Raw genomic sequence first — 10,812 nt, forward strand, 5'->3', positions numbered from 1 at the left:
ATGCTAAAGGCAGGGCTCCTTTGCTTTTGGAGTCATTTCGTATACCACACCCCTTTAGCAGGCAACAACCTTGACAGACGATGAAAAGCAAGATAGAGACAGCTGCAAAATCATTCCAGAGCATAGAGATGCTACAAACCTACGGGCGCAATCACTTCATCCAATGGTATCGTCAGGCCTTGCGATTCATAATGCCGGTGGAATGCATCGGCTGCAGTCGCATATTGGGCAGTGACCCGATTCCGTTCGTCTGCCGGCCCTGCTGGGAAGAAATCCAACCATTGACCGGTCCATCCTGCGTCTGTTGCGACCAGCCGTTCATCTCGTCGTCTGCCGTCTCATGGACGCCTGATCACAAGTGCCAGGACTGCCTTGAACGGCCTCCCGTCTACCAACGGGCCTGGACCCTCTTCCCATATATCCGGCCGTTACAGAATGCCATTTGCTCGTTCAAGTATCGCGGCAAAGTCGGCATGGCTAAACCCCTCGCCTCTCTCATGATCCGCTCGATGCCCGCCTCAATCAAGGCAGACGTTGTCGTACCGGTGCCCTTGCATCCGAGTCGGTTACGAGCCAGAGAATTCAATCAATCTCTGTTGCTCGCCGACCAGATCGGCCGCCATATGGGCCTCCCGGTGTTGGCCACCACCCTAATTCGCGTTGTCGCAACCGACCCGCAAACGACATTGACCCGCCACGAGCGTCTCCGCAATCTTCGGCGAGCCTTCGCAGTCCGGAACCCACCCACCGTGATCGGTCGGCGCATCCTCCTAGTCGACGACGTATTTACCACTGGAGCCACGCTCAACGAATGTGCCAAGACTCTTTTAAAGGTAGGAGCCGAATCGGTATCAGCCATCACACTGGCCCGAACGATCGACTCGAGCCTGGTTCCGGATCGAATCTTAGCCAGGCACCCTGTTACACCGAACTCCCAGTTGGGACTGTAATCCATGCCGCTTTTTGAATACCGATGCCTGGACTGTAAGAAACGTAGCACTATCCTCGTTCTAAGCCTTGCTCATCCCACACCACCTGTTTGCACTCATTGCCAGGGAACCCGGCTTGAACGCTTGCTGTCCCGATTCGCGTCGCCGAAGTCCGAAGAGGCAAGACTGGCCTCCCTTGCCGATCCAGGCACTCTGGCCGGACTCGATGAAAGCGACCCGGAGAGCATGGAGCGCTTCATGAAAAAGATGGGGGATGAGATGGGAGAAGATCTCGGCGAAGATGTGGCTGGTGCCATGGAATCTCCGGATACCGACTCGTCGAATATGGACGTATCTGACGCCATTTAACATATACTGTCATATATTTTCACTTGACAGATCCGGCTGTTTTTCCTAATCTGTGGGCAGTCCGGAGCCCTGTAAGGCACATGAAAAGATTCCCTCGACGGTTTTCCAATGCCCAAAAACCCCAAGAGCGAGTTAATGACGGCAGAGGAGACCTGTCGCTACTTGAAGATCACCCAGCGGACACTCTACCGCTATTTAAAGAATCACCAAATTCCAGCATTCAAGCTCGGTAAAGAATGGCGATTCGTGCGTTCGGATCTCGAGCAGTGGATACGCGAGCGGACCACAGGTCCCCTCGCCTCATAAGGGAGACGTTGCACTGATGTTTGCAGGAGAATATCTTTGCAAGGTCGACGAGAAGGGTCGGTTCATTGTGCCTTCGCCGATCCGGGAACAGGTCGAATCAGAGGGGCAGGCAGTCGTCTTCCTGAAGGGACCGGAAGAATCTATTCTCATCTACTCCATGACAGAATGGGGCAAGGTGCTCGAACGGACGAAGACGACATTGGACGAAGAACAGAGCCGCCTATTCATGCACTTCGTCGTGTCCGAAGCCGGCACTTCAGAAATCGACAAGACCGGACGGATTCTCATTCCCGGTCGTTTGCGCAAACTCGTGCCGCTCGACGAAGATCAGGAGATCATCCTGGTAGGTCTCTATCACCGCATGGAAATCTGGAACCCGAGCGAATGGCGCCGCTACATCTCTCGCTCTGAGGAGAGATACGAGCAGAATATGGCAAAGATCCTTAATTTGCTCTGACCCTTTCCATGCCAACTTATCGGCGCCCACCCCGCTTCTCGGACTCGAAACTTTCGATTCGACTCATACCCAATCCTCGTCGCACCGCCACCGGCAAAATCGCGTCGGTTAATCGGAGCATATTTCCCACACCACAGCGACTTCCGACGTCGCCAATGAACCTTGAGCCGTCGCACGCATCGTTTGCCTTGACCCTGCCGGTTCCGCCAAGCATCAATCATCAATACGCCACGGTCAATGGCCGGCGTCTGCTGTCGTCTGCGGGACGAAACTACAAGTCGCAAGTCGGACAACTTGTCTGGTTAAGCTTGGCAGAGACTCCTCGACGAACAGCACTCCTTTCCAAACTTCAGGCATCTTCGCTGGCCTTGACGATCCGCTTCTACTTTTCATCAGCTCTCCGGCGCGATGTTGACGGCGGGCTCAAGATCGCCCAGGATGCCCTTTGCGAAGGCCTCGGGGTCAACGACAATCGCATCGTTGAGACTCACCTGTACAAGCATGTCGACAAAGCCAACCCCCGTATTGAAGTGAGTTTGGCTACGACTACAAAGTTTTAGTATCGTCCCGTAGATTTACAAGCCAACCTTAGAATTGGCTGGATTATTCGTAACGGAGGGCTTCGATCGGATTCAGACGAGAGGCCTTGTTCGCAGGGTATAATCCAAAGAAGAGACCGACCACGAGCGAGAACACAAACGCCACAGCAATCACATCGCCTGAAATTATGGTGGGCCACCCCGCCACCACAGTCGTCAATTTAGCCCCGACCACTCCGATCAGGATCCCCAACGCACCACCTACCAGACTCAACGTCATCGCCTCGATCAGAAACTGCATCACGATATGGTGACGTTTGGCACCGACCGCCATGCGCACACCGATTTCTTTCGTCCGCTCTGTGACCGATACCAAGAGAATATTCATGATCCCGATTCCACCGACCAAGAGCGAGACCGAAGCGATTGAAAAGAGCATCACTGTAAGCGTCTGACTGGTCCCTTCCTGCACCTTCCCGATATCAACTTGTGTTCTCACCGTAAAATCGTCGTGCTGGTCTGGTTGCAAGCGGTGACGAGCCCGCAACACTTCACGAATTTGTTCGGCCGCCATCGGCAGGTCATCCACATGATCGGTAGTGCCGAACAACGCGCCCACTGATCCGAGAAAAGAAGTCCCGAACACCTTCCGCTCCGCCGTAGTAAATGGAATGAAGATGACATCGTCCTGATCCGAACCTTGAGCGGACTGCCCTTTCGGAGCGAGGACGCCGATAACGCGGAACGGCACGTTTTTGATACGTATCGTCGCCCCGACCGGCTCCTCTCCCGGATCAAATAGATTCTCGACGACAGTCTGCCCGACCAAAGCAACTCGGGCTGCGCTATCAAGATCTGTTTGCGTGAACGGTCCCCCGCTCGTGAAAGACCAATCTCGGATCGTCAAATAGCTCGGAGAAATCCCATTCACAGGACCATTCCAATTTCGGTTCCCGTTGATAATCTGCATCACATCCCTCCTGGCCCAGCCCGTATCAGCCAATAGAGGAATTCGCTTTTTCAAGTCGATGGCGTCCGATACCGTCAGTGTAACAGCGGAACCTTGTCCTCCATGCACGCCGCTGGCCGAAGTAAACCCCGGGAAAATAATTATCACATTGGTTCCCATTGTCGCGATCTGCGCTTGAACCGCGCGCTTCGCCCCCTCCCCGATGCTGACCATTGCGATCACCGCAGCCACGCCGATCACGATACCCAGCATCGTCAATCCGGCCCGTAGGCGGTTGCGCCCTAAGATCCTCAACGCCGTCAGCACCGTGAGCCATATAAACGCGCCCATCTACACCTCGATTGTCCGAGATCCCCGTTTTGTCACACGATCGCTCAAAACCTGTCCATCCTGGATAACGATTTCGCGATGAGCATAGGCGGCGATGTCGACTTCATGGGTCACGAGGATGATGGTGATCCCCTCACGGTTTAGATCGTCCAAGAACCCCATGATTTCCCGACTGGACTGCGTATCCAGATTGCCTGTCGGTTCGTCCGCCAACAGGAGAGCAGGGGTTGTAACGAGAGCACGGGCAATTGCCACCCGCTGCTGCTGCCCACCGGAGAGTTGCGTGGGATAATGGTGTTCCCGGCCGCTGAGTCCGACTCGGTGAAGAGCAGTGGCCGCCTTAGCTCGCTGTTCCTTGAGAGAAAGCCCTCTGTAGAACAACGGCAACTGTGCGTTTTCGATAGCGCTTGTTCGCGGAATCAGGTTAAAGCTCTGAAACACGAATCCGATCTGCTGATTCCGGATCTCCGCCAACCGGTCCGGACGAAGCTTTCCTACATCGATACCATTGAGCAAATAGAGGCCACGAGTAGGGTGGTCGAGACAACCTAGGATATTCATCAGCGTCGACTTTCCGGAGCCGGACGATCCCATGACAGCGACAAACTCTCCATGCTGGATAGTCAGGCTAAGGCCTCGTAAGGCATGGACTTCCACGTCGCCGACACGGTAGACCTTCCAGAGATCTTCACATTGGATTAATGGAGCCATGGCAGGAGAGATTCGGACGGAGGTGAAAGCTTCTTGCTGGACTTCAGGCTTAAGCTTCTCAACACATCACATGCTCCGACTACCTACGAGAGCGTCGCTGACGACTCGATCCGAACCCTGGAGGCAATTCGCTACCTCGCCTGCCCCCCCGAGATTGTACAATTCCTACAATAACCTCGTCGCCCTCAGAGAGCTCGTTGGACAGGATCTCGGTAGCAATGCCATCGGAAATGCCGGTTTGAACTGTTACTGAGCTCAACTCGCCTTTGTCGTCGTGCTTCCAGAGAGTCCGTGAGGGAGCTCCGGTTCCTCCGCTTGGAATGACTCGGCCTGCCCCTTCGACCTGACTGACGCGTCGCTCACCACGACTGAAATCATTTTGGTCCGACTTGGGCGGTATGAACCGGATCGCAGCATTCGGCACCTTCAGCACATCCTCACGTTGTGCCACAACAATTGACACGTTAGCGGTCATCCCCGGCTTCAAGCGGAGATCCTTATTATCCACACCGACAACGACGTTGTAGGTAACGACGTTTTGGACGTTGATCGGTGCAAGCCTGACCTGGCGGATCGTTCCCGAAAACGGAATGCCGGGATAGGCATCTACGGTAAAGGTGGCGTCTTTCCCCTCCGTAATCCCGCCGATGTCCGATTCGCTCACATTAGTATCGACTTGCATCTTCGTCAGATCATTCGCAATGAGAAAGAGATTCGGCGTGGCAAAACTCGCTGCGACGGTCTGACCGACTTCAACATTTCTCGCCACCACAATGCCATCGACCGGCGAGCGGATCGTCGTATATTTCAACTCCAATTCAGCGGCATTCAGCGAGGCCTCTGCCTGTTTGACCTGAGCCATCGCCACATTGACTTGCGCAGCAGCGCCTTGCGCATTTGTCACGGCGACATCCACATCATTTTGCGAGACGAACTGCTGTGCGGCAAGTGACTTCACGCGCTGCAGCTCACGTTTTCGCTGCGCTTGATCGGTCCTGGCGCGCGCGAGGTTCGCTCTCGCCATTTCTAGATTGCTGATAGCCTGGTCACGGCGAGCCCTGAATGGCTCGGGATCAATGATGGCGATAACTTCGCCGGCCTTTACGCTGGAGTTGAAATCAGCATGCAGACTCTTAATCATGCCGGATACTTGCGTGCCTACTAGTACAGCGACCACCGGGTTGATCGTGCCAGTCGCCGTGACGAGGGAAATGATCTCGCCTCGCTCAACGGTCGCCGTCCGATATCGGATCGGCTCTTTTCGCTCTCCGTTGAAGAATACATAGCCCGCGATCGCCAAACCCACGCCTAATACGGCGACGATCATCAAGCCCCGGCGCATCGTCTCTCCCTCCAATTCGCAGCCATTATAACGCTCATTGTAACAAGAAGATTCATGGGAATCACCTATAGTGCGAGTCGTCAAAACAGAACAGGCCGCCCACTTGAGAAGTGGACGGCCTGCCGACTCGTCAAACTCGTCTCCGGTCTTACTGACTGACGCTGATGCGGTCTTTGATCATGTCGAACGTCTCTTTTGAGACCAGCTTCTTCGCCACCAATTCACCCTTCACCTTATATGGACGGTTATTGATGATGCGATCCGCGACATCTTTTGAAAGACCGAGCAACAACACCATCTCGCTGGACGAGGCTTTGTTCAGGTTCATCAAGGCTCTTGATGCTGGAGCAGAAGCAGACGGCGCAGGAGATGAGCTTGGAGCCGGGGCTGGCGTCATCGAAGGAGCAAGAGAACCTGTCGTCGAACGGGATTGATCCTTCAACTCTTTTTGGTAGCGTGCGACAAGAGCTTTCAGAGTTTCGTTATGACGTTTGGCATCATCGTATTCCTGCCGCAATGCACGATTCTGTGAGGCCAACTGCTTAACCCTGCTCTCAAGTTCCTTTGTCCGGGCTTCGATGCTCGCGCGTTCTTTATCCCGCCCGTACTGTATACGCTCGAGCTCATCGTGTGCAGCCTGGGCTTCATTTCCGAACTTCACATTGAGCTCTTTGAGCGTCTTCACTTGCTGCTCCAACGCGCTCTTCTGAGCCCGCGTCGTCGCCAGTTCAGTTTTCGCCGATTCGGCCTCCGACAACGCGTTTTGATATTTGCTTTCCGCGACGCAGCCCACCAATGACAGAGCTCCAACCATGGCAACTGCCGTCATCCACACAGATTTCATCTGATCCTCCCCTTGAGTCAGACGCACTCGGCGCCCAATCACCGGAATCGACTTATCGCACAACATTTGTCTACGTGTATTACTCTGTATGCCAAGCTCGAAACTTTGTCAACTGAATTACAGCCCTGATGCCCACGGGCAATTACAGCATGATGTCAGCTGCCGATTTCCTCACTCCGCTTGACTGAACGAAAACACTTTGTGATTATGCCCAAGATTCACATCCGCTTCGCACTCGTACACCTCGTCGACAAGGACCCTCATGAACGAATGGGGCCCGGCCCTCGCAGTTGTTCTCGGCATCGTCGAAGGCCTGACAGAATTTTTGCCCGTTTCCTCGACCGGACACCTCATTTTGGTCGGTCACGCACTCGGGTTTACCGGAGATGTCGCCTCCAATGCCGAAATTTCGATCCAGCTTGGCGCCATTCTCGCCGTCGTCGTCTATGAACGGGAGAAACTGAAAACCTTACTTTCCAACGCCGTTAGCGAACAAGGCGAATTGCGCCGAACGCTGGCCTCGGGAGCGCAGCAGTCTTGGAGTCGTGCGTTGACACTTTCTATGGAGAAACACCCCCACCTCTGGTTCATCCTGGGCCTGGGCGCTGCATTCCTGCCGGCAGGCCTGGTCGGGTTTGTCACCCATGGCTGGATCAAATCCCATCTCTTCAGCCCCCAGACAGTCGCCGTCACTTCGATCCTAGGGGGATTCATCATCCTGATTGTGGAGGCGCGTCGCACTGTGCCGAAGATCCAGCAACTCGAACAGGTCGGTCTCCGCAATGCTGTTCTCATTGGATTGGCCCAATGTGCATCATTGATTCCTGGAATGTCACGTTCCGGATCAACCATCATCGGCGGCTTGCTCACCGGCTTGGATCGAAAAGTCGCCACGGAATACTCTTTTTTTCTGGCACTCCCAACCCTCATCGTGGCGACCTGCTATCAAATGTGGAAATCGCGCGGTCTGTTCCGCCCTGATGACTACATCGCGTTGGGAATCGGGCTCGTGGTATCGTTTGTGGTCGCCTGGATCGTCATTGCCGCATTTCTCACGTTCGTCAAACGCCACACGCTCAGACCCTTTGCCTACTACCGAATTGTAATGGGACTGATAGTTCTCTACGTATTCGGTCTGTAACGCTGCGCCGGTCCAAAGACCTCCTCAGATACCGTCTGCGTGTTTGTTACCAGTGCGAGAGGGAATGACGGAGGGCCTCATCCTTCCTCATGCACCTGACGGTTACACGGAAGAAGAAGGTGTTTCAGGTGTGGGAAGCGGCGTTTCTTTCCGCTCCAGTGCGAAATGGATAATGAGGCAGACGACCCCGACACTGATGGCAGAATCCGCCACATTGAAAGCCGGCCAGTGGTAGGATTCGATGTACACGTCTAAAAAGTCGATCACTTCGCCGAATCGTAGGCGATCGATCAAATTGCCGATTGCGCCGCCCAAGATCCCCGCAATACTCAACTGCCCCACCCAGTCCTTTTCGGGCAAGCGAACCAAAATGGTACCGAGCAATGCCAGGGCAAACAGCGAGGTAATGCCGAAAAACACCATCCGAAAGGCGTTGCTGCTGCCCGCTAGCAGCCCGAATGCAGCTCCGGGGTTTCGAATATAAGTCAGGCTGAAGAGATTCGGAATCACCGTGATCGACTCGTGCAATCTCATGGATTGCATCACCCACTGTTTCGTCGCTTGATCGACGAAAACAACGGCAAGACCGATCATGGCGAGAAGAACATACCGAGTTCCTCGACTCACGTTACGGCCTCCACGCAGCGATCGCAGAGTGTGGGATGGTTCTCTTGCGCCCCCACCGCTTCACGATAATTCCAGCAGCGTTCGCATTTCCCATACGATGACTTGCTGGCCACAATGCCAAGAAGAGCAGTCGGTTCGCCACTTGCAATCAGATTCACTTGCGACACGATGAAGACCGTCGGAAGATCCCGTTCATACGATTTGAGGAACGCCAGGTCACTGGCGTTCGCTCGTAACTCCACCGCTGCTTCGAGCGAAGAGCCAATCACCTTGTCTCTCCGGCTCACTTCCAAAACACCTTGCACAAGCGTTCGGAACCCCAGGAGCTTCTCCCATCGCTCCGCCAACTTGGAGTCCGACCATTCAGGACATGCCTCAGGGAATTCACTCAGGTGGACGCTGACAGGCCCTAACGATTCGCCGATCTGCCTTGAGAGTGAACGCCAGATTTCATCTGCCGTGAAACTAAGCACCGGTGCCATCAACTTGGTCATTGCCACAATTATATCGTATAGGACGGTCTGAGAACCGCGCCGCAGAGGTGAGTCAGCGCGAAACGTGTATAGGCGGTCCTTGAGAATGTCGAGATAGATCGCGCTGAGGTCCACCGAGCAGAAATTATTGAGGGCGTGATAGATCGTGTGAAACTCGCACTCCTCATAGGCTTTACTGACCTTCTTCTTCAACTCTTCCAGTCGCATCAATGCCCAACGATCAAGTTCCGGTAGTTGGTCGTAGGAGACTCGGTGCATCGTCGGGTCGAAGTCGTACAGGTTGCTCAGAAGAAATCGACACGTGTTGCGGATCTTCCTGTAGGCTTCGATCAGATGGGTCAGGATTTCCGTCGAAATGCGCAAGTCCTCCCGATAGTCCTGCGCTGAGACCCAGAGACGCAAAATCTCCGCACCCGATTGTTTAATAACATCCTGGGGCGCGACGACATTGCCGGCGGACTTCGACATCTTCTTCCCCTGCCCGTCAAGAACAAAGCCGTGTGTCAACACCGCCTTATAGGGAGCTCGCCGATCCGTGACGACCCCGGCTAAGAGCGCGCTGTGGAACCAGCCACGATGCTGGTCCGACCCTTCCAAGTAAAGATCCGCCGGCCACCACTTCCTTGGTTTGAGCACCGCCGCGTAGCTCACGCCAGACTCGAACCAGACATCCAAGATGTCATGCTCTTTTTCGAAATCATTCCTGCCGCATTGAGGGCACTTTGTTCCAGCAGGCAGCAACTGGGCGGCAGTCTGTTCGAACCAGACATCGGCTCCTTTAGTCTCCATCACAGAAGCAATGTGTTCGATAACGGCGGGATCAGCTGATACATGTCGGCAGCCGGTACAAGTGAACCCGGGAATCGGCACGCCCCAGACACGTTGACGGGAGAGGCACCAATCGGGACGATTGGCGATCATGCCGTTGATCCGGTCCTTCCCCCAGGGCGGAATCCACTGGACCCGGTTGATTTCCGCCAGAGTCTCCTGGCGGAGGTCGTTCTTTTCCATCGAGACGAACCACTGTTCGGTGGCCCGGAAGATGACCGGGCTCTTGCAGCGCCAGCAGTGGGGATAGGAGTGGCCGACCGATCCATGCCCCAGCAGTTTCCCGTTCGCCTTGAGCAACTCAACAATCCCAGGATTGGCCTTGAAGACATGTTGGCCGGCAAACTCCTTCACAACGTCCGTGAACCGACCCGCGTTATCAACCGGCGCGAGAATCTCGAGTCGTTCTCCGGGCGACGCCTTGGCATTGTGCTCCAACACAAGAATGTAGTCATCCATGCCGTGACCCGGCGCGATATGCACACAGCCTGTCCCCTGCTCGAGAGTGACAAAGTCACCGAGTAATATTGGTGAAAGGCCGGTGCTGACCGGCCTGTGGGTTTCCAGTCCATGAAAATTCTGACTACCTTTTCTGGTACCGAGCACCCGGTGACCAGAAAGCTGGCATTTTGCAACCACATCGGGCAACAGTTTCTCGGCGAGAATCAGCACTTCTTTCCCGACCTGAACAAACACATAGTCGATGTCCGGATGAAGGCAGACCGCTTGGTTTGCCGGAAGCGTCCATGGCGTCGTTGTCCAGATGACGACCGATGCACGTTCGACGTCTGCCGGAAATTCAAGATGAAAGACCGATGTTGAAGAAAGAATTTTTGGGGGAGTCACCAGCGGGAACTTCACATAAATTGAGGGTGACGTATGGTCTTCGTACTCGACTTCGGCTTCGGCAAGCGCCGTTTGGTCC

The 10,812-nt window shown here is 54.7% G+C and carries 12 protein-coding genes; 6 read left to right on the forward strand and 6 right to left on the reverse strand.

Translation table 11 applies throughout. The annotated features are described in order from the left end of the window. Positions 1 to 128 precede the first annotated feature (128 nt). The 5 genes from ACWVCN_RS01600 (at position 129) to ACWVCN_RS01620 (ending at position 2,621) form a co-directional block, all read left to right on the forward strand. Positions 129 to 950, forward strand: a complete 822-nt coding sequence (locus ACWVCN_RS01600; RefSeq protein WP_455243760.1) for a phosphoribosyltransferase family protein — start codon at positions 129 to 131, stop codon at positions 948 to 950. Between the two features lie 3 nt (positions 951 to 953). Continuing rightward, a complete protein-coding gene (locus ACWVCN_RS01605) occupies positions 954 to 1,298 on the forward strand; it encodes an FmdB family zinc ribbon protein (RefSeq protein WP_455243761.1) in 345 nt (114 codons plus the stop codon). Between the two features lie 135 nt (positions 1,299 to 1,433). Next, on the forward strand, positions 1,434 to 1,604 hold the full coding sequence (locus ACWVCN_RS01610) for a helix-turn-helix domain-containing protein (RefSeq protein ID WP_455243772.1): 171 nt from the start codon (positions 1,434 to 1,436) through the stop codon (positions 1,602 to 1,604). Between the two features lie 16 nt (positions 1,605 to 1,620). Next, positions 1,621 to 2,061: a division/cell wall cluster transcriptional repressor MraZ gene (locus ACWVCN_RS01615; RefSeq protein ID WP_455243762.1), complete on the forward strand. Its 441-nt coding sequence runs from the start codon at positions 1,621 to 1,623 to the stop codon at positions 2,059 to 2,061. A 155-nt stretch (positions 2,062 to 2,216) separates the two neighbouring features. Next, positions 2,217 to 2,621 (forward strand): RusA family crossover junction endodeoxyribonuclease, encoded by a 405-nt coding sequence (locus ACWVCN_RS01620; RefSeq protein WP_455243763.1) that lies wholly within the window; start codon positions 2,217 to 2,219, stop codon positions 2,619 to 2,621. 43 nt (positions 2,622 to 2,664) lie between these two features. Here the strand turns inward: ACWVCN_RS01620 and ACWVCN_RS01625 are convergent, their stop codons facing one another. The 4 genes from ACWVCN_RS01625 to ACWVCN_RS01640 form a co-directional block, all read right to left on the reverse strand. Continuing rightward, the gene (locus ACWVCN_RS01625; RefSeq protein ID WP_455243764.1) at positions 2,665 to 3,900 is read right to left on the reverse strand and encodes an ABC transporter permease; all 1,236 of its coding nucleotides are present in this window, start codon (positions 3,898 to 3,900) and stop codon (positions 2,665 to 2,667) included. Next, the gene (locus tag ACWVCN_RS01630; RefSeq protein WP_455243765.1) at positions 3,901 to 4,611 is read right to left on the reverse strand and encodes an ABC transporter ATP-binding protein; all 711 of its coding nucleotides are present in this window, start codon (positions 4,609 to 4,611) and stop codon (positions 3,901 to 3,903) included. A 79-nt stretch (positions 4,612 to 4,690) separates the two neighbouring features. Beyond that, entirely contained in the window at positions 4,691 to 5,953 is a 1,263-nt protein-coding gene (locus ACWVCN_RS01635; protein ID WP_455243766.1) for an efflux RND transporter periplasmic adaptor subunit, read from the reverse strand. Between the two features lie 148 nt (positions 5,954 to 6,101). Then, a complete protein-coding gene (locus ACWVCN_RS01640; RefSeq protein ID WP_455243767.1) occupies positions 6,102 to 6,797 on the reverse strand; it encodes a helix-hairpin-helix domain-containing protein in 696 nt (231 codons plus the stop codon). 262 nt (positions 6,798 to 7,059) lie between these two features. Between ACWVCN_RS01640 and ACWVCN_RS01645 the strand changes: the two genes are divergently transcribed. After that, entirely contained in the window at positions 7,060 to 7,938 is an 879-nt protein-coding gene (locus ACWVCN_RS01645) for an undecaprenyl-diphosphate phosphatase (RefSeq protein ID WP_455243768.1), read from the forward strand. A 102-nt stretch (positions 7,939 to 8,040) separates the two neighbouring features. Here ACWVCN_RS01645 and lspA read toward each other — a convergent pair whose 3' ends face one another. Beyond that, complete coding sequence (gene lspA / locus ACWVCN_RS01650) at positions 8,041 to 8,565, reverse strand: signal peptidase II (protein WP_455243769.1); 525 nt, start codon at positions 8,563 to 8,565, stop codon at positions 8,041 to 8,043. Continuing rightward, the coding region (gene ileS / locus ACWVCN_RS01655; RefSeq protein WP_455243770.1) for an isoleucine--tRNA ligase at positions 8,562 to 10,812 on the reverse strand (2,251 nt) is incomplete at its 5' end. The genes lspA and ileS, both read right to left, overlap by 4 nt.

This window comes from Petrachloros mirabilis, from assembly GCF_975968855.1.

What these genes read in the sequence shown, in the direction of transcription:
- ACWVCN_RS01600 (WP_455243760.1), top strand. Translation starts at nt 129, where the DNA reads ATGCTACAAACCTACGGGCGCAATCACTTCATCCAATGGTATCGTCAG.
- ACWVCN_RS01605 (WP_455243761.1), top strand. Translation starts at nt 954, where the DNA reads ATGCCGCTTTTTGAATACCGATGCCTGGACTGTAAGAAACGTAGCACT.
- ACWVCN_RS01610 (WP_455243772.1), top strand. Translation starts at nt 1,434, where the DNA reads ATGACGGCAGAGGAGACCTGTCGCTACTTGAAGATCACCCAGCGGACA.
- ACWVCN_RS01615 (WP_455243762.1), top strand. Translation starts at nt 1,621, where the DNA reads ATGTTTGCAGGAGAATATCTTTGCAAGGTCGACGAGAAGGGTCGGTTC.
- ACWVCN_RS01620 (WP_455243763.1), top strand. Translation starts at nt 2,217, where the DNA reads ATGAACCTTGAGCCGTCGCACGCATCGTTTGCCTTGACCCTGCCGGTT.
- ACWVCN_RS01625 (WP_455243764.1), bottom strand. Translation starts at nt 3,900, where the DNA reads ATGGGCGCGTTTATATGGCTCACGGTGCTGACGGCGTTGAGGATCTTA.
- ACWVCN_RS01630 (WP_455243765.1), bottom strand. Translation starts at nt 4,611, where the DNA reads ATGGCTCCATTAATCCAATGTGAAGATCTCTGGAAGGTCTACCGTGTC.
- ACWVCN_RS01635 (WP_455243766.1), bottom strand. Translation starts at nt 5,953, where the DNA reads ATGCGCCGGGGCTTGATGATCGTCGCCGTATTAGGCGTGGGTTTGGCG.
- ACWVCN_RS01640 (WP_455243767.1), bottom strand. Translation starts at nt 6,797, where the DNA reads ATGAAATCTGTGTGGATGACGGCAGTTGCCATGGTTGGAGCTCTGTCA.
- ACWVCN_RS01645 (WP_455243768.1), top strand. Translation starts at nt 7,060, where the DNA reads ATGAACGAATGGGGCCCGGCCCTCGCAGTTGTTCTCGGCATCGTCGAA.